Origin of the sequence: Blastococcus sp. LR1 (genome assembly GCF_020166105.1) — a bacterium.
In the GTDB taxonomy this organism is placed as follows: Bacteria; Actinomycetota; Actinomycetes; order Mycobacteriales; family Geodermatophilaceae; genus Blastococcus.
The window spans coordinates 292042-309266 of record NZ_JAIUJY010000005.1 but is presented as its reverse complement, the minus strand read 5'-3'; the positions used below and the strand labels follow the sequence as shown (position 1 = coordinate 309266).

Below are 17225 nucleotides of genomic sequence, written 5' to 3'. Positions count from 1 at the left end.
CTCGCGCCGATCAGGAGTCGGCGGACAGGGCCCGCCAGGCGGCCTCGGCGGCCTCCTGCTCGGCGGCCTTCTTGGTGCGCCCCGAGCCGTGGCCGCGGACGATCCCGGCCAGCAGCACGTCGGCGGTGAAGGTCTTGGCGTGGTCGGGGCCCTCGTCGGCGACCTGGTAGACCGGCGCACCGAGACCGGCCGCCGCCCCCAGCTCCTGGAGGCTGGTCTTCCAGTCCAGTCCGGCTCCGCGGGTGGCGGCCTCGACCAGCAGCGGGTCGAAGAGCCGGTGGACGATCGCCGAGGCGGTGTCCAGGCCGCAGCCGAGGTGGATCGCGCCGATCAGCGCCTCGAGCGCATCGGCCAGGATCGAGTCCTTCTCCCGGCCACCCGTGGTCTCCTCGCCGCGCCCCAGCAGGATGTACGCGCCCAGGCCGCCGGCGCCGAGCCGGCGGGCGACCTTGGCCAGCGACGTCATGTTGACCACCGAGGCCCGCAGCTTGGCCAGCTGGCCCTCGGGGAGGTCGGGCTGGCTGCGGTAGAGCTCGTCGGTGACCACCAGGCCCAGCACCGAGTCGCCGAGGAACTCCAGGCGCTCGTTGGTGGGCAGTCCGCCGTTCTCGTAGGCGAACGACCGGTGGGTCAGCGCCAACGACAGCAAGCCGCCGGGCAGCTCGACGCCGAGGGCGTCGGACAGCCAGGCGGCGGAGCGCTGGGCGTGCTCGGGTCCGCCCGGGGGACGTCCGTCGACAGCACCCTCGGGAGGGTGCATCGCGGCCGTCGTCCCCACGGCGGTTACCTCGAGCAGATCAGACGGAGAGGACCTGGCGGCCGGCGTACTGGCCACAGGTCGGGCACGCGATGTGCGGGGGCTTGAGCTCGCCGCAGGCGCGGTTCGGGCACGGCGACAGGGTCGGCGCGGTGGCCTTCCACTGCGACCGGCGCATGCGGGTGTTGGCCCGCGACATCTTCCTCTTCGGAACAGCCACGTCAGTTCTCCTCTGGGGTGGTGGGCTCGCCGGGGGTGCCCGACGAGGAAGCAGTGGTGCCGAACTTCGCGGCGAGACCGGCCCAGCGGGCGTCGACGATCTCGTGCGAGTGGTCGGCGGGCAGATCGTTGAGTCGCTCGCCGCAGTCGACGCAGAGCCCGGCGCAGTCCTCGGTGCAGACCGGCGCCAGCGGCAGGTTCAGGACGACGGTGTCGCGCGCCAGCGGCTCGAGGTCGAGGAAGTCACCGTCGATGCGGCGCACCTCGTCCTCCTCGCTGGTCGCCTCGGTGGTGCTGCCCTCGTAGGCGTACAGCTCCTGGACGGCGAGCCCGAGGGTGTCCTCGATCGGCTCCAGGCAGCGCGCGCACGAGCCGACGACGGGCACGTCCATCGAGCCGGTGACCAGGACGCCCTCCATGACCGACTCCAGCCGCAGCCGCAGGTGCACGTCGGCCTTCTCCGGAACGCCGATGAGCTCGACCCGCCAGTCACCGGGCGCCGGGACCGTGCGGTCGATCTCCTGCATCGAGCCCGCGCGCCGGCCCAGCTCCCGGAGATCGAGATTCCAGGGGTCGGCAGCGGGACGCCGGGCCTGCGAGGCCATTGGCCTGGAGGACGGGGCGCCGGTGCGGTGCGGCTGAGTGGCAGGCATGTCAGTACTCGCGGTCGGGAGCGGGGAAAGGAGGCCGGCCGGGGAAGAACCCACGGCAGTCGGACCAGGGAGCAAGACTACCCGATCCCCGAGGGCGACCGAGGTGAGGGACGGGAACGGCCCCTTTCACTCCCGGAGGGTGGAGCGAGCCTTCTCCACGGAGCGAAGCATGCGCTCCAGGTTCGTCCCGAACTCGGCCAGCCGGGTGTCGACGTACTCGTCGACCTCGGCCCGCATGCGCGCGGCGTCGGTGTGGGACTGGGCGCCGAGCTCGTCGGCCCGGTCCACCGCGGTCTGGTAGACCTCGGTCTCGGTGATGAGCCGCTCGTGCTCGGCCTGGGCCTCGGCCAGCATCTGCGCCCGCAGCTGCCGCCCCTCGGCCAGCAGCGCCTCTGCCTCGGCCTCCGCCTCGAGGACGATCTGCTCGGCCTCCTCCTGCGTCCGGGTCAGCAGGTCGTCGCGCTGGCGACGGGCGGTGCCCAGGATCTCGTCCCGCTGGCGGCGGGCCTGGACGAGCAGCTGCTCGCTCTCGGTGCGGGTGCGTCCGGTCAGGCGCTCGGCCTCGGCCTGCGCCTGCTGCAGGATCTCGGTGCGCTGCTCCACGATGGCGCCGGCGGCCTGGACGTCCTCGGGCAGCGACTCGCGCAGGTCGTCCAGCAGGTCCAGGACGAGGTCGCGGGGCACCATGCAGGAGCTCGACATGGGCACGCCGCGGGCGTTCTCGATGACCTGGGTGAGCTCGTCGACGGTCTCGTAGAGGCGGTAGACCACCTCGGGGTTGGGCTTGCGCGACGGACGGGTCACTTCTGCGACCGCCGTGCGTGCTCGGCCAGCCGGTCGTTGACCGCCTTGGGCACCAGCCGGGAGACGTCGCCCCCGAAGGTGGCGATCTGCTTCACCAGGCTGGAGGAGAGGTGACCCACCTGGGGCGCGGTCGGCACGAAGAGCGTCTCGATCGCGGCCAGCTCGCGGTTCATCTGGGCCATCTGCAGCTCGTACTCGAAGTCGCTCACAGCCCGCAGCCCCTTGACGATCACGGGGATCTCCCGGGCGCGGCAGTAGTCGACGAGCAGGCCGGAGAAGCTGTCGACGGTGACGTTCGGCAGGTCGGTCACGGCCTCGCGCAGCAGCTCCATGCGCTCCTCGACCGTGAACAGCCCCGCCTTGCCGGGATTGACCAGCACGGCCACGACGAGTTCGTCGTAGAGCGTCGCGGCCCGGCTGATGACGTCGACGTGCCCGTTGGTCACCGGGTCGAAGGAACCTGGGCAGACGGCTCGTCTCACGGTCGCCGACCGTACCGGAGCACGGCCTCGCCGTAGCGCCGGTCGCGCAGCCCTTCCAGCGGTGTCGGCCACTCCCATGGCGTCTCGCGGCTGGAACGCTCGACGACGACCACGCCACCGGGGGCCAGCCAGCCCCCGGACACCAGCGCGCGGAGCACCGTCAGCACCTCGTCGGCGGGCACGTCGTAGGGCGGATCGGCCAGCACGACGTCGAACTCCGCGGGGGCCGGCCCCGCGACCACGGAGGCGACGGAACCGGCCACCACCCGGCCGCCGGGCAGCCCGACGGTGTCGAGGTTCGACCGCAGCACCGGGAGCACGCCGGACGAGGACTCCACGAAGACGGCGGACGACGCACCGCGGGAGAGCGCCTCCAGACCCAGCGCGCCGGAGCCCGCGTACAGGTCGAGCACCGCGGCGCCCTCGAGGTCGACCAGCGACCCCAGCGAGTTGAACAGCGCTCCGCGCGCCTTGTCGCCGGTGGGCCGGACCCCGACCCTGGGCACCTGGAGCCGTCGCCCGCCCGCGAGCCCCGCGATCAGACGGGTCACGTCATCATCCGATCGGAACGGCCCACGCGCAGGGTCCCGCCGCGAGCCTGCGAGTGGTGGGGGGCAGGAGGGTCCTTCTTCACGCCTTCTCCAGCCATTCCGCGCGCTCGTCACTGGCCAGGGCCGCCACCTCGGCGGCCAGCCCCGGATGGTCGGCCAGGCCCCGGTCGGTGGACAGCAGCGCCGTCGCCTCGCCGCGGGCCTCGGCGATGAGCTCCTCGTCCGCCAGGAGGGACAGCAGCCGGATGCCTGAGCGCTTGCCGGACTGGGCGGCGCCCAGGACGTCGCCCTCCCGGCGGGTCTCCAGGTCCAGGCGGGCGAGCTCGAACCCGTCGGAGGTGGCGGCGACCGCGGCCAGGCGCTCACCCGTGGGCGAGGCGGTCGGCGCCTCGGTGACCAGCAGGCACAGGCCCGCGTGCTTGCCCCGGGCCACCCGCCCGCGCAGCTGGTGCAACTGGCTGACGCCGAACCGGTCGGCGTCCATGACCACCATCACGGTGGCATTGGGGACGTCGACGCCGACCTCGACGACGGTGGTCGCGACCAGCACCTGGGTCTCGCCCGCCGCGAAGGCGGCCATCACGCCGTCCTTCTCCTCGGGGGTCATCCGCCCGTGCAGCACGTCGAGCCGCAAACCGGCCAGCGGCCCGGCGCGCAGGGCCTCGGCCACGTCGAGCACCGCGAGCGGCGGGCGTCGGTCGCTGCGCCCGTCCTCCTCCGGCGGTGCGCCGTCGGCGTCCTCCGGCTCGTCGCCGGGGAGGTCACCGATGCGCGGGCAGACCACGTAGGCCTGGCGCCCGGCGGCGACCTCCTCGCGGAGCCGTTCCCAGGCGCGGTCGAGCCAGGCCGGCTTCTCGGTCAGCGGAACGACCGAGCTGGACACTCCGCCGCGGCCGCTGGGCAGCTGGCGCAGCGTGGAGATCTCCAGGTCGCCGTAGACGGTCATCGCCACGGTCCGCGGGATGGGGGTGGCGGTCATGACGAGCACGTGCGGCGGCCGGTTGCCCTTCGCACGCAGCGCGTCGCGCTGCTCCACGCCGAAGCGGTGCTGCTCGTCGACGACGACGAGGCCGAGATCGGTGAACTCCACGGTCTGCTGCAGCAGCGCGTGCGTGCCGACGACGATGCCGGCGCTGCCGTCGGCGACCTCGGCCAGCGCCTGGCGCTTGGCCGCCGCCTTGAGCGAACCGGTGAGCAGCGTGACCCGGGTACCGGAGGCATCGCCGTCCAGCTCACCGGCGCGGCCGAGCGGCCCCAGCAGGGCACGGATGCCCCGGACGTGCTGCGCGGCGAGCACCTCGGTGGGCGCCAGCAGCGCGGCCTGCCCCCCGGCGTCGACCACCTGGGCCATGGCGCGCAGCGCGACGACGGTCTTGCCCGAACCGACCTCGCCCTGGAGCAGCCGGTGCATCGGCTGGTCGCGGTCGAGCTCGGCGGCGAGCTCCTCCCCCACGTCCCGCTGCCCCTCGGTCAGCGCGAACGGCAGCGCCGCGTCGACGGCATCGAGCAGGCCGCCGGCCTTCCGGGGCCGGGCGATGCCGGGCTCGAGGGCCGCTGCCCGCCGACGGGCGGCGAGGGTGAGCTGGAGGGTGAGCGCCTCGTCCCACTTGAGCCGGCGTCGCGCGCGCTCGACGTCCTCCATCGTGGTCGGGCGGTGGATGTCGAGCAGCGCCGCCGCCAGCGGCAGCAGGCCGTGGCGGGAGCGGATCTCCTCGGGCAGCGGATCGTCGATGAGCTCCCCGAACCCACCACCGGCACCCAGCAGCAGCTTCACCGACTTCTGGATGACCCAGCTGGAGACGTCCTTGCTGGCCGGGTAGATCGGCACGAGCGCGCGGGCCCAGTCGGTGTCGTCACCGTCGGGGTCCATCAGGTGCATGTCGGGATGGGCGAACTGCTTCTCGCCGCGGTACTCCCCCACCGTGCCGGCGAACATCCCCCACTCGTTCACCTTGAGGTGCCCGTGCCGGTGGTTGAAGAAGACCAGCTTCATCCGCCCGCTGCCGTCGCCCACGACCACCTCGGTCAGCGATCCGCGGCGGTTGCGCATGGGCCGGGTGGTCACGCTCCTGATCTGCGCCAGCACCGTCACCCGGTCCCCGACCTGCACGTCGGCGAGGTCCGCCTGCTCTCCACGGGAGGCGTAGCCGCGCGGATAGTGCCGGAGCAGGTGCCGGACCGTGTGCAGGCCGAGCGAGTCGGCCATGCCGGTCGCGGTCTTGGGTCCGAGGACCTTCGCCAGCGGCGTCTCCAGGGTGACCGCCACCGTCACTCCACCCCGATCTGGAGGGGCAGGGCACCGGGACCGCCGCCGTACCGGACCACCTCCACCGTGGGGTGCGCGGAGGAGAGGTGGGCGCAGACCGTCGCGCCGAGCTCCTCGTCCGGCCCGACCAGGAGGGTCGCCATCTCACCGCCGGCCGAGAGCAACCGGTCGAGCAGCTCGCAGGCGACCGCCGCCAGGTCGGCGCCGATCACGACGACGTCGCCCTCCGCGGCGCCGAGCGCGTCGCCCGGCTGGCAGCGGCCGGCCGAGGTGAGCGCCTCCTGATCGGCGACGGTGACCTCGGCCCAGCGGGTAGCGGCCGCGGCCTCGGCCATGGCGATGACGTCGTCGCCGAAGCGCCGCTCGGGATCGGCGACCGCCACGGCGGCGAGCCCCTGGACCAGCGACCGCGTGGGGACCACCCCCACCTCCCGCCCGTTCTCCCGGGCGCGCGTGGCGGCCCGTGCCGCGACCGGCAGCAGGGACGGGTCGTTGGGCAGGACGGCGACCTCCTCCGCGCCGGAGGCGTCGATCTCGGCGTGGATGTCGTCCTCGGTGACCCCGTGCTCGCCGCAGACGACGACGCGGACGCCCTCGGCGACGAAGAGGCCGGCGACGCCGTCGCCGGGCACGACCGCGACGACGGCCCGGGTCCCCGCGACCGGCTGCGGCGGGCGGACCGGCGCCAGCGGGGTGACCGAGATGCGGTGCGGGCGGCCGGCCTCGACCCCGGCCTCGATGGCGGCGCCGACGTCGGAGACGTGCACGTGCACGTTCCACTCGCGGCCGGTCGGGGTGTCGACGCCGACCACGACCAGGCTGTCGCCCAGGGCGGCCAGCCGCCGCTGCAACCGCTCGACCGCGGCCTCGTCGGAGTCGGCGAGCAGGTACTGGACCTCGCTGCCGGGGCCGGGCGGGGGCTGGTGCGGTGCGTGCTCGTGCCGGTGGTGGTGGGTGGGCAGCGCCAGCGCGGGACGGACCGGCTCGACGCCGGTGACCGTGCGCACGAGCGCGTCGAGCACCAGGCACAGCCCGGCGCCACCGGCATCCACCACACCCGCCTCGCGCAGGACGGCGAGCTGGCCGGGCGTGCGCTCCAAGGCGGCGCGGGCCCCCTCGGCGGCGGCGATCACCACGTCGGAGAGCGAGTCGCGCCCCTCCTCGGCGGCGGCGACGGCGGAGTCGCCGCTCGCGCGGGCCACGGTGAGGAAGGTGCCCTCCTCGGGATCGGCGACCGCGGCGTAGGCGCCGTCGGCCGCCTTCTGCAGCGCGGCGGCGAGCGCGGGGCCCCCGGCCGGCGGCTGACCGGCCAGCTGGTCGCCGAGGCCGCGCAGCAGCTGGGCCAGGATCGTTCCGGAGTTCCCCCGCGCGGCCAGCACGGCGCCGCGGGCCAGGGCGGCCCACACCGGCTCCCCCGGAGGAGCCGATTCCAGGGCCGCGAGCGCGCCCTCGGCGGTGTGCAGCAGGTTGGTCCCGGTGTCGCCGTCGGGCACCGGGAACACGTTCAGCTCGTCGAGCCGGCTCCTGGACGCGGACAGCGCCTCGACCGCGGCGCGGCACCACTCACCGACCGCGGCCTCGTCCAGCGCCGTCAGCACGGGGGAAGGCTACCCACCCGCACCGACAGGACCGGGCATGATGAGCGGTGGGACCGCCCGATCCGGGTGCGTCCGGAGGCCCCTGCGACGTCCCTCCGCTGGAGCGGTTAGACTGCTGGACGGTCTTGTTGCGGGTGCAGCCTTGCCCCGCCGTCTGTGAACGATTCTTCTGGGAGTGATCAACCGTGGCTGCCAACTGCGATGTGTGTGGCAAGGGCCCCGGTTTCGGTATGTCGGTGTCGCACTCGCACCGCCGCACGCCGCGCCGTTGGAACCCGAACATCCAGTCCGTGCGGGCGCTGATCGCCCCCGGAAACCGTCGTCGGATCAACGCGTGCACCTCGTGCATCCGCGCCGGCAAGGTCGTCCGCGCATAGCGGACGCCGCCCGAACGCCGGAGAACCCCGGAGGTCATCGACCTCCGGGGTTCTTCGCGTTCAGCTCCCGATGCCCCGCGCCCGCGCGGCCGTGAGCACGAGCCGGATCGCCGTCTCCAACGGGAGCGCGGTGGTGTCCACCACCAGGTGGTAGAGCCGGGCGTCGGCAGGATCGCGACGGTAGAAGTGCCGGACGTAGGCCTCCCGCCCCCGGTCGGCGCTCGCCATCTCCCGCGCGACCTCCTCGCGCGGCCGTCCCGACCGCTCGATCGCCGCGGTCAGGCGCCGCTCGGGCGGGCCGTCGAGCCGCACGTGCAGCGCGTCGGGGCGGTCCTTGAGCACCAGGGCCGCGGCCCTGCCCAGGACGACGCCGCCCTCCCCCGCGGCGATCTCCCTCAGCACCCGCTCGGTCTGCTCGCGGTAGGCGCGGGCGTCCGGTGACGACGCCGTCCCGGGCACGACGGCGCCCACGGGGTCGGGCATGGTGCCCAGCGAGGCGACGAGGCGCCAGAGCCCCCGCACGACCGTCTCGTCGTTGGCCTCCGCCTCGGCCACCGGCACGCCCAGCCGGCCGGCCACCTGCCCCGGGATGGCCCGGTCGTGGAACGGCAGGCCCAGGGCCTCCGCCACGGCAGGAGCGATCTCCGCCCCCGCGGCGCCGTACGGGGCCGACACGGTCACGATGCCCACGACTGCTCCTCGTCCTCGTCCGGTAGCGCCAGATCCTTGCCCAGGAAGACGGCGTCCGGCGAGCAGGCGTACACGCCGTATCCCGGAACGGAGGTGTAGCCGAGGGCCCGGTAGAGCTCGACCGCCTCCGGCTGCTTGTCCCCGGTGTTGAGCACCACGGAGCGGTGACCGGCGCGCGCCGCCGTCGCCTCGAGCTCGGCCATCACCACCTGGGCCACGCCGCGGCGCCGGAAGCCGGGCACCACGTAGACCCGCTTGATCTCCACGCCACCCCGCGGGTACGCCCGCCACGCCCCGCAGCCGGCCGGCTCGCCGTCCACCTCGGCGACGAGGAACAGCCCCTCGGGCGGGAGGAAGTCGGCGGGATCGACGGGCGCTGCGTCACGGCCCCCGTACCGGACCACGTACTCCTGCTGGACCTCCTCGACCAGACGCTGGGCCAGCGGGTCGTCGTAGCGCAGCGGACGCAGCCGCACGACGGAGCCGTCGCGGAGCACCCGCTCAGCCGAAGTGGACATGTCCCGGCCTCTCCGCGCCGACGGCCTGCAGCACGTCGGCGGCAGGCTTCCCGTCCACCCGCACTCCGGGTTCGCGGCGGCCCGGCGCCCGCACCGAGCCGATGACCGACCACCCGTAGGGCAGCACCGCGTTCGGCGGGAACGTCGCCAGCAGCGCGTGGTCCTCACCCCCGGTCAGGACCCAGGCCATCGGGTCGACCCCCAGCGCCGAGCCGACCTGCTGCAGGGGCCCCACGGGCTCCAGGCAGGCCTGCGCCAGCGCGGCGCTGTCCAGGTCGAGCACGACCCCGCTGTCCCGCGCCAGGTGCCCGGCGTCGGCCACCAGTCCGTCGCTCACGTCGCACATGGCGCTGGCCCGCACATCGGCCGCGGCGGGTCCGGCGGCGTAGGGCGGCGTCGGGCGACGGTGCGCCGCCACCACCGAGTGCGGGCTGGTGAACCCCCGGCGCAGCACGGCCAGGCCCGCCGCCGACCAGCCGAGCTTCCCGGCGAGCGCCACGACCTGCCCGGCCCGGGCCCCGGAGCGGCGCACGGGGGCGCGGCCACCGAGGTCGCCGAGCGCGGTGACGGAGAGGACCACGCCGGTGCTGTCGGGGGACGACGCCACCGTGTCGCCGCCGACGACGGCGGCGCCCATGGGAGCGCACTCGGCGGCGAGGCCCGAGGCGATCCCCTCCAGCCAGCTGGTCGGGGTGTCCGGCGGGCAGGCGAGGCCGACGACGAGCGCCGTCGTCGTCGCGCCCATCGCGGCGACGTCGGCGAGGTTGGCCGCGGCGGCCTTGTGCCCGATGTCCTCGGCGGTCGACCAGTCCCGCCGGAAGTGCCGGCCCTCGACCAGGACGTCGGTGGTGACGACGACCCGCCCGTCGGCGGCCCGCACCACGGCGGCGTCGTCACCGGGGCCGACCTCGGCGGCTGCGGCGGTGCCCGCACGCGCGAGCACGCGGGCGATCACGCCGAACTCGCCGACGACGCGCACGCTGTCGGCTGGATCACTTCGGGGTACGAGCGGTCGGGGCCGACTCATCGGTGCACTCCTGCTGCTGCGGTAGGTTGCCGACGAGCTCGCCAGCCGGCGGGGACGACGTCTCGGCACTGTTGCCGGAGGAAGGATCTCCCGTGGTCCACGCCTACATCCTGATCCAGACCGAAGTCGGCAAGGCCGCCCAGGTCGCTTCGACCATCAGCGAGATCAGCGGCGTCACCAAGGCCGAGGACGTGACCGGCCCGTACGACGTGATCGTGCGCGCCGAGGCCGACACCGTCGACGAGCTCGGCCGCCTGGTCGTCGCCCGTGTCCAGTCCGTCGACGGGATCACCCGCACGCTCACCTGCCCGGTCGTGAACATCTGACCGCTCGGCCTGCGGACCCGCTGCGCCGGGCCGCACTGCTGCTCACCGCGATCACCCTGCCGGTGGTGATCGCGCTCGTCGTGCTGGTCAACGTGCTCGGCGCGTCGACCGAGGGCGACACCGGTGACCCCGGTGAGCGCGAGCGCGCTCCGGCCGAGGTCGAGGGCGCGGCTCCCGTCCGTCCCGAGGACCTGCCGGTGCTCCCGCTGGACGTGCCGGCGGTGACGCCCGAGACCGAGGCGTCCTGCCCCGCGGTCATGGAGAAGCTGCCCCTGGAGCTGGCCGGGGAGCCGTCCCGCCGGGTGCAGTCCGACACTCCCTACGTCTACGCCTGGGGCGAGCCGCCGGTGGTCCTGAGGTGCGGCGTCGAGCGCCCCGCCGGCTGGACGGTGACCGCCTCGGCGATCCAGATCAACGGCGTCCAGTGGTACGTCGACACGACCGATCCCGAGGCCACCGTCTGGACGGCCGTCGACCGCCCCGTGTACGTCGAGGTGCGGCTGCCGTCCGGCGTGGACAGCGCCCCGGTCACCGCGCTCACGGTTCCGCTGGCCGAGGCGCTGCCCTACCAGGAGCCCTCCCCCGGGCCCTGAGCCCGCGCTCATCCCGGTGGCAGCTGCGCCAGCTGCCGGCCCATCACCGAGCTGACCTCGGCGAGCGCGTCGTCCACCGTCGGGCCCACGGCGGTCACCGCCACGCTGAAGACCCCGTGCCAGCACCAGGCGAACGCGGCCGGCTCGCCCAGCTCCGCCTCGGGAACCGGCTCGGCGACCGTCAGCTCGCGGCAGTTGGCGGGCAGGTCGGGCGGGTCCTCGCTCAGCGCGCGGCCGACCAGCTCGGCCTTGTTCACCGCGAGGTCCCCGGCGTACTTCCGGGCGCCGGCCCGCCGCTCGAACTGGTCCACGAAGACGCCGGTCATGGGTCCTCCGCCGCGGCCCCAGAAGCGCTCCCAGCCGAAGCGGTACCCGTAGTCGGCGAGCACGGCGAGCTCGCGGGCCGGGTCGGTCGAGTACCCGGCGACGTCCTCCGGCCGCTTGGCCCCGGCGGGGGGCTGCACCTCGTGGTCGGGCAGCCGCGGCAGCCCCGACGGCACCTCGCTGACCAGCAACCGTTCCAGCTCCCCGAGGTCGGCGGGCCGGTCCGACGGCAGCGCGGCCGTGGAGGTGCCCTCGACCACGGAACCGCAGCCGGACAGCGTCAGCCCGACGACGAGCGCGCCGGTCAGCAGGGCGGCGGACCGCCCCCTCGTCACCGGGCCGGCCGTGCGGCGCCGGCCAGGGCGCCGGTGACCAGGCGGTCGACGATCTCGGCGAACTCCACGCCGCTGGCCGCCCACATCCGGGCGAACATGGAGATCGGGGTGAACCCCGGCATGGTGTTGACCTCGTTGATCACCAGCTCGTCCTCGCCGTCCGGACCCTCGGTGAGGAAGAAGTCGACGCGGGCCAGCCCCTGGCAGTCCATCGCCAGGTACGCCCGGCGGGCGGCCTTCTGCACGGCCGCCGTCTGCTCGGGCGTGAGGTCGGCGGGGATGTCGAAGTCGGCGGCGTCGTCGAGGTACTTGGCCGCGAAGTCGTACCAGTCGACGCCGGGGCGCAGCCGGATCTCCGCGGGAAGGCTGGCCTCGGGCAGTCCGGAGCCGCGCGCGGCCAGCACGCCGCACTCGATCTCCCGCCCGGGAACGGCGGCCTCGACGATCACCTTGGGATCGACCGCGGCGGCCTCGGCGACCGCGGCCGGGAACTGCGACCAGTCGGTGACCCTGGTGATGCCGATGCTGGAGCCGGCGCGGGCGGGCTTCACGAAGACCGGCAGACCGAGCCGCTCGCGAGCGGCCTCGTCGAGGAACCCCGGGTCGGCGCAGACCGCGCCGTCGGCGTCGCGCAGCACCTCGTGGTCCCCCTGCGGGAGCCCCGCAGCGGCCAGCAGCTTCTTGGTGAACTCCTTGTCCATCGAGGCGGCGCTGGCGAACACCCCGGAGCCCACGTAGGGCAGCCCGGTCATCTCCAGCAGCCCCTGGACCGTGCCGTCCTCCCCGTAGGTGCCGTGCAGCACCGGGAAGACGACGTCGATCTCGGTCAGCGCGGCGCCCACGGCCGAGCCGGCGTCGAGGACGGCCAGCCCCCGCGCCTCCGGATCGCCGACCAGGGCGACCGGGGTTCCGCCGGTGACCTCCGGCAGCGCACCGTCGGTGATCGTCAGCCGCTGGCCGGGGTCGGGCAGCACCCAGCGCCCGTCCCGCGCGATGCCGACGGGGACCACCTCGTAGCGCTCGGGATCGAGGGCGGCCATCACGGCTCCGCCGGAGACGCAGGAGATCGCGTGCTCCTCGCTGCGCCCGCCGAACACGACCGCGACCCGCACCTTGCCCGGCTGTCCGCTCATCCCCGCGACCCTAACGGAGGCGGCCCCGGCCCCTCGGAGAGACGTCGGCGTCCCCGTCGTCCGCGCCTCTCCGACGCCGGTGTGGCAGCCTCGTCGCGTGCAGGATCAGGCAGCTCCCCCGACGGAGGCGTTCTCCCGCGGCTTCCGGCTCGCCGGTGCCGCGGTGCACCTCTACACCGCCAGCGGGTCGGTGCTGGGGCTGCTCATCGTCCTCGCGGCCATCGAGGGCGAGGCGGTGACCGCCCTGTGGCTGGTGCTGGCGACGCTGTTCGTCGACGGCACCGACGGGATGCTCGCCCGCCGTTTCCGGGTCAAGGAGACGATCCCGTGGTTCGACGGCGCCCGGATGGACGACATCGTCGACTACCTCACCTACGTCTTCGCGGCCGTCGTCCTGCTGTGGACGACCGACCGGCTGCCGGACGGGGCCTGGGGGTGGCTGCTCGCCGCACTCCCGCTGCTGGCCTCCTGCTACCAGTTCTGCCGGGTCGACGCGAAGACCGACGACCACTACTTCCTGGGCTTCCCGAGCTACTGGAACGTGGTCGCCTTCTACGTGATCGTGCTGGACATCGGCCCGACCGGCGTCGGCATCACCCTCGCCATCCTGACCGTGCTGGTCTTCGTGCCGGTCAAGTACGTCTACCCGTCCCGCACGAAGCTGCTGCGCGGCCTCAACCTGGGGCTGTCCGCCGTCTGGCTAATCAGCTCCGCGGTGCTGCTGGTGGAGTACCCCGACCCGCACCCGCTGGTCGTCGTGCTGAGCCTGGCCTACCTCGTCTACTACTTCGGCGTCAGCATCTGGCTGACCGTGGCCGGCACCCGCCGGCGCCCGGCGTCAGAGGCGGTCGAGAGCGCCGCGTAGGTCCGCGACCAGGTCGGCGGTGTCCTCGATGCCGCACGACAACCGGACGAATCCCGCGGGGACGTCGTCGCCGCCCCACTGCGCCCGCCGGTCGATCGTGCTGTGCACCCCGCCGAAGCTCGTCGCCGCGGCCCACAGCCGGCTCGCCCCCAGCAGCCGGGAGACGGCGGCCTCGTCGGCCAGTTCGAGGGACACGACACCGTTCGGGCGCAGCATCTGCCGCGACGCCAGGGCGAAGGACGGGTCCTCCGGGCGCCACGGCCAGCGCAGGTTCGACACTGCGGGGTGCCCGGCGAGCAGCTCCACGACGGCGGCGGCGTTGGCCGCCTGACGCGCCAGCCGCAGGTCCAGCGTGCTCATCGAGCGGTGCCCGAGCCACGCCTCGAAGGGCCCCGGCGTGCCGCCGGTGCGGTCACGGAACCCCTTCACCCGGGCGTACAGCGCGTCGTCGGTGACCGACACGTGCCCCAGCAGGACGTCGCTGTGCCCGGTGAGCGCCTTGGTGTCGCTGCCGACGGTCATGTCGGCGCCGAGGGCCAGCGGCCGCTGGCCCAGCGGGGTGGCGGTGGTGTTGTCGACGGCGACGAGCGCTCCGGCCGCGTGCGCCGCGGTGGCGACGGCGGCGATGTCGCAGACGTCGAGCTGCGGGTTGCTCGGGGTCTCCAGCAGCACCATGGACGCACCGGCCAGCCCGCCGTCGGCGGCCACCCGCCCGATCTCCGGAGTCGGCACGTACTGCACCTCGATGCCGAAGCGGGTCAGCTCCTCGGCGGCCAGCAGGCGGGTCGCGTAGTAGCCGTCCGAGGGCAGGACGACGCGGTCCCCGCTGCGCGCGCAGGCGAGCACGGCGGCGGTGAGCGCGGCCATGCCGGTGGCGAACGAGAGGCAGCGACCGCCGTCCAGCTCGCCGACGGCGTCCTCGAACACCCGCAGCGTGGGCTGCCCGGTGCGGGCGTAGAAGTCGACGGCGCCGTTCGGCGGCTGGTCGCCCAGGTGGAAGGGCGCGGCGAACACCGGCGAGGGCCGCAGCGGCGCCCCGGGCACGGCAGGGTCCTCCCCCGCCCGCACCGACCGCGTCCCGTCCCCGTAACCAGACAGCTCGCTCATTGCATCCCGTTCGCTCCCGCGGACCGCTCCGCTCCTCGCTCGTTCCTCGCTGCGATGCTCACGGTCCTGTCCACTCACTCGCTCTTCGCCTCTCGCGACATGATCTCCCGCACCATCTGCGCGGGGGCCTCTCCTTCGTGGCAGACGCGCACGACGGCCTCGGTGATCGGCACGTCGACGCCGTGCGCCCGCGCCAGGTCCAGCACCGAGCGGCAGCTCTTCACTCCCTCGGCGGTCTGCCGGGTGCTCTGCTGCACCTCCTCGACGCTCATCCCTCGGCCGAGCTTCTCGCCGAAGGTGCGGTTCCGGGACAGCGGCGAGCTGCAGGTCGCGACCAGGTCGCCGAGGCCGGCCAGTCCGGCGAAGGTGGTCAGCTCCGCGCCCAGGGCCATGCCCAGCCGGGCGGTCTCGGCCAGCCCGCGGGTGATCAGCGAGGCCCGGGTGTTGTCGCCGAAGCCCAGCCCCTCGGCGATGCCGCAGGAGAGCGCGATCACGTTCTTGATCGCACCCCCGAGCTCGCAGCCGACCAGGTCGGGGTTCGTGTACGGCCGGAAGTACCGGGTGTGGCAGGCGGCCTGCAGCTGGGCGGCGCGGTCGGTGTCGGAGCAGGCGATCACCGTTGCCGCCGGCTGCTCCTCGGCGATCTCCCGGGCCAGGTTGGGCCCGGAGAGCGCGGCCACCCGGTCAGGACCGGCGCCGGTGATCTCGCAGATCACCTCGCTCATGCGCTTGGTGGTGCCGAGCTCGATGCCCTTCATGAGCGACAGCAGGGTCGCGTCCGCCGGCAGCAGGCCGCGCCACTCGGTGAGGTTGTCGCGCAGCGACTGCGAGGGGACCGCGAGGACGACGATCTCGGCGTCCAGCAGCGCCTCCGCGGCGTCCGACGTGGCGCGCAGCCGGTCGGGCAGCCGCACACCGGGCAGGTAGTCGGCGTTCTCGCCGTCGGCGGTGATCGCCTTCGCCAGCTCCGACCGCCGCGCGTGCAGGACGACGTCGCAGCCGGCGTCGGCGAGGACCTTGGCGAACGTCGTCCCCCAGGAACCGGCGCCCAGCACCGCCGCGCGCGTCACGCCGCGCTCCCGCTGATGTCGCCGCGCCGCTCGCGGCGGGGAGCGGGGTGGACCGCGAGGGGCGCGGGTTCCCCGCGCAGCTCGGCCAGTTGGAAGCGGATCCGGGACATCATCAACTCGGTCGTCTCCCGCAGCAGCTCGGCATCGATGGAACGGCCCGTCCTGACCTCGGTCCGCCGGGCGGAGAGGTCGATCGGCTCGCCGACGAGGTACTCGGCGGGCACGCGGAACCGCAGGTGGAGCTTCTTGGTGTGGTAGTCGTGCACCCGCTGCGGCCCCCACTGGGCGACCGGCAGGACGACGGCGTCGCTGGTGAGCGCCAGGTGTGCCGCACCCGTGCGGGCGGCCATCGGCCACCAGTCGGGGTCACGGGTGACCGAGCCCTCGGGGTAGACGACGACCACCTTGCCGGCGCGCAGGGCGGCCTCCGCGGCGGCGAGCGCACTGCGGGCGGCGGTGGAGAACCGGGCCACCGGAATCTGGCCGGCGGCCCGCAGGATCGTGCCGGCCGGCCCGCGGAAGACCGATTCCTTGGCCAGGAAGTGCGGCATCCGGCCGGCGTCGAAGACCAGGCGGGCGCAGGCCAGCGGGTCGAGCACGGACACGTGGTTGGCCACGAGCAGCACCGGCCCGGTGGGAGGGATGCGCTCGGCGTGGCGGTAGCGGAGCCGGAACAGCAGCGAGGCCACCGGATACACGACGACGATGCAGAGCCACAGCGCGAAGGGGATCTGCCCGCGGCTGCGCCATCTTCCCAGCGACAACGGCCCCGCCTCCTTCTCCCTGTGAGCCAGCCCATGATCGACCCGCACCCCCGGCCCGGGGCCACCGGGGTCCCGGCCGCCACCCGCCGCAGCCGCGGTGTGCTCACATTGTGGCCGTGCCCAGCTGGTCGGTCGTGGTCCCGGCGAAGCGGCTCGCCGTCGCCAAGACCCGGCTGCAGCCGCTCACCGGCATGCCCGGCGGGGACCACGCCGCCCTCGTGCTGGCCCTGCTGGCCGACACCGTCACCGCCGCGCTGGCCTGCCCGCTGGTCGGCACGGTCGTCGTCGTCACCGACGAGCCGGCGGCCGCGGACCTGGTGCGGGCGCTCGGCGCCCGGACCGTGCCCGACGAGCCCGACCGGGGGCTGAACCCGGCCCTGGAGCACGGGGCGCGGGAGGCCGGCGGCAGCGCCGTCGCCGCCCTCTCCTCCGACCTGCCCGCGCTCCGCCCGGCCGAGCTCGCCGCCGCCCTGGAGTCGGCGGCCGGGACGACGCACGGCTTCGTCGCCGACGCCCAGGGCACCGGCACGACCCTGCTCACTTCCCGGGGCGCGGCGCTCCGCCCCCGGTTCGGCGGGGGCTCCGCCGCAGCCCACCGGGCCGACGGCGCGGTGCCGCTCACCGGCGACTGGCCGGGGCTGCTGCGTGACGTCGACACCCCCGACGACCTGCGCGCCGCGCTGTCCCTGGGCGTCGGACACCGGACCACGGAGCTGCTGAGCGCCTCGTCGACTCTCGCCGTTCACCTCGGTGCGGCACGATGACC

At 74.4% G+C, this 17225-nt stretch carries 21 protein-coding genes; 5 read left to right on the top strand and 16 right to left on the bottom strand.

The annotated features are described in order from the left end of the window. Window positions 1-10: 10 nt before the first annotated feature. The 8 genes from rnc to LBW97_RS16385 form a co-directional block, all read right to left on the bottom strand. Window positions 11-760: a ribonuclease III gene (rnc, locus tag LBW97_RS16420; RefSeq protein WP_224500425.1), complete on the bottom strand. Its 750-nt coding sequence runs from the start codon at window positions 758-760 to the stop codon at window positions 11-13. 37 nt (window positions 761-797) lie between these two features. Then, window positions 798-977 carry a 50S ribosomal protein L32 gene (gene rpmF / locus LBW97_RS16415; protein WP_224500424.1) on the bottom strand — a complete coding sequence of 60 codons (180 nt, stop codon included), beginning with the start codon at window positions 975-977 and terminating at the stop codon, window positions 798-800. 1 nt (window position 978) lies between these two features. Then, entirely contained in the window at window positions 979-1629 is a 651-nt protein-coding gene (locus tag LBW97_RS16410; RefSeq protein WP_224500423.1) for a DUF177 domain-containing protein, read from the bottom strand. 126 nt (window positions 1630-1755) lie between these two features. Then, on the bottom strand, window positions 1756-2433 hold the full coding sequence (locus tag LBW97_RS16405) for a hypothetical protein (protein WP_224500422.1): 678 nt from the start codon (window positions 2431-2433) through the stop codon (window positions 1756-1758). After that, window positions 2430-2915, bottom strand: coding sequence for a pantetheine-phosphate adenylyltransferase (gene coaD, locus LBW97_RS16400; protein WP_224500421.1), 486 nt, complete (start codon window positions 2913-2915; stop codon window positions 2430-2432). Before coaD ends, LBW97_RS16405 begins: the two co-directional genes overlap by 4 nt. After that, entirely contained in the window at window positions 2912-3466 is a 555-nt protein-coding gene (gene rsmD / locus LBW97_RS16395; RefSeq protein ID WP_224500420.1) for a 16S rRNA (guanine(966)-N(2))-methyltransferase RsmD, read from the bottom strand. The genes coaD and rsmD overlap by 4 nt, the downstream gene beginning before the upstream one ends. Window positions 3467-3545: 79 nt before the next feature. Further along, window positions 3546-5732: an ATP-dependent DNA helicase RecG gene (gene recG, locus LBW97_RS16390; RefSeq protein ID WP_224500419.1), complete on the bottom strand. Its 2187-nt coding sequence runs from the start codon at window positions 5730-5732 to the stop codon at window positions 3546-3548. A 2-nt stretch (window positions 5733-5734) separates the two neighbouring features. Then, window positions 5735-7330 (bottom strand): DAK2 domain-containing protein, encoded by a 1596-nt coding sequence (locus LBW97_RS16385; RefSeq protein ID WP_224500418.1) that lies wholly within the window; start codon window positions 7328-7330, stop codon window positions 5735-5737. Window positions 7331-7515: 185 nt separating this feature from the next. Here LBW97_RS16385 and rpmB point away from each other — a divergent pair, with 185 nt between their 5' ends. Further along, entirely contained in the window at window positions 7516-7707 is a 192-nt protein-coding gene (gene rpmB / locus LBW97_RS16380; RefSeq protein WP_104523111.1) for a 50S ribosomal protein L28, read from the top strand. Between the two features lie 60 nt (window positions 7708-7767). On the opposite strand, the gene LBW97_RS16375 is transcribed toward rpmB, so the two are convergent. The 3 genes from LBW97_RS16375 to LBW97_RS16365 are packed head-to-tail and all read right to left on the bottom strand — an operon-like array spanning window position 7768 to window position 9894. Continuing rightward, complete coding sequence (locus LBW97_RS16375) at window positions 7768-8397, bottom strand: AAA family ATPase (protein WP_224500417.1); 630 nt, start codon at window positions 8395-8397, stop codon at window positions 7768-7770. Then, the gene (locus LBW97_RS16370; protein ID WP_224500416.1) at window positions 8385-8915 is read right to left on the bottom strand and encodes a GNAT family N-acetyltransferase; all 531 of its coding nucleotides are present in this window, start codon (window positions 8913-8915) and stop codon (window positions 8385-8387) included. Before LBW97_RS16370 ends, LBW97_RS16375 begins: the two co-directional genes overlap by 13 nt. Then, complete coding sequence (locus LBW97_RS16365; protein WP_308010491.1) at window positions 8899-9894, bottom strand: thiamine-phosphate kinase; 996 nt, start codon at window positions 9892-9894, stop codon at window positions 8899-8901. Before LBW97_RS16365 ends, LBW97_RS16370 begins: the two co-directional genes overlap by 17 nt. A gap of 140 nt (window positions 9895-10034) precedes the next feature. Here LBW97_RS16365 and LBW97_RS16360 point away from each other — a divergent pair, with 140 nt between their 5' ends. Both LBW97_RS16360 and LBW97_RS16355 read left to right on the top strand, forming a co-directional pair. After that, on the top strand, window positions 10035-10268 hold the full coding sequence (locus tag LBW97_RS16360; RefSeq protein WP_224500414.1) for an Lrp/AsnC ligand binding domain-containing protein: 234 nt from the start codon (window positions 10035-10037) through the stop codon (window positions 10266-10268). A gap of 65 nt (window positions 10269-10333) precedes the next feature. After that, window positions 10334-10861, top strand: a complete 528-nt coding sequence (locus LBW97_RS16355; protein WP_224500413.1) for a DUF3515 domain-containing protein — start codon at window positions 10334-10336, stop codon at window positions 10859-10861. Window positions 10862-10869: 8 nt separating this feature from the next. Here LBW97_RS16355 and LBW97_RS16350 read toward each other — a convergent pair whose 3' ends face one another. Next, complete coding sequence (locus LBW97_RS16350) at window positions 10870-11520, bottom strand: hypothetical protein (protein ID WP_224500412.1); 651 nt, start codon at window positions 11518-11520, stop codon at window positions 10870-10872. Further along, entirely contained in the window at window positions 11517-12653 is a 1137-nt protein-coding gene (locus tag LBW97_RS16345) for a D-alanine--D-alanine ligase family protein (protein WP_224500411.1), read from the bottom strand. The genes LBW97_RS16350 and LBW97_RS16345 overlap by 4 nt, the downstream gene beginning before the upstream one ends. Window positions 12654-12750: 97 nt before the next feature. Between LBW97_RS16345 and LBW97_RS16340 the strand changes: the two genes are divergently transcribed. After that, the gene (locus LBW97_RS16340; RefSeq protein ID WP_224500410.1) at window positions 12751-13518 is read left to right on the top strand and encodes a phosphatidylcholine/phosphatidylserine synthase; all 768 of its coding nucleotides are present in this window, start codon (window positions 12751-12753) and stop codon (window positions 13516-13518) included. On the opposite strand, the gene LBW97_RS16335 is transcribed toward LBW97_RS16340, so the two are convergent. The 3 genes from LBW97_RS16335 to LBW97_RS16325 all read right to left on the bottom strand — a co-directional run bounded on the left by LBW97_RS16335 (window position 13492) and on the right by LBW97_RS16325 (window position 16459). Beyond that, complete coding sequence (locus LBW97_RS16335) at window positions 13492-14625, bottom strand: cystathionine gamma-lyase (RefSeq protein WP_224500409.1); 1134 nt, start codon at window positions 14623-14625, stop codon at window positions 13492-13494. The two genes, LBW97_RS16340 and LBW97_RS16335, sit on opposite strands and share 27 nt — an antisense overlap. 74 nt (window positions 14626-14699) lie before the next feature. Then, window positions 14700-15695 carry an NAD(P)H-dependent glycerol-3-phosphate dehydrogenase gene (locus tag LBW97_RS16330; protein ID WP_224500408.1) on the bottom strand — a complete coding sequence of 332 codons (996 nt, stop codon included), beginning with the start codon at window positions 15693-15695 and terminating at the stop codon, window positions 14700-14702. Next, complete coding sequence (locus LBW97_RS16325; protein ID WP_224500407.1) at window positions 15692-16459, bottom strand: 1-acyl-sn-glycerol-3-phosphate acyltransferase; 768 nt, start codon at window positions 16457-16459, stop codon at window positions 15692-15694. The genes LBW97_RS16330 and LBW97_RS16325 overlap by 4 nt, the downstream gene beginning before the upstream one ends. Before the next feature lie 116 nt (window positions 16460-16575). Between LBW97_RS16325 and cofC the strand changes: the two genes are divergently transcribed. After that, on the top strand, window positions 16576-17223 hold the full coding sequence (gene cofC / locus LBW97_RS16320) for a 2-phospho-L-lactate guanylyltransferase (protein WP_224500406.1): 648 nt from the start codon (window positions 16576-16578) through the stop codon (window positions 17221-17223). Window positions 17224-17225 lie beyond the last annotated feature (2 nt).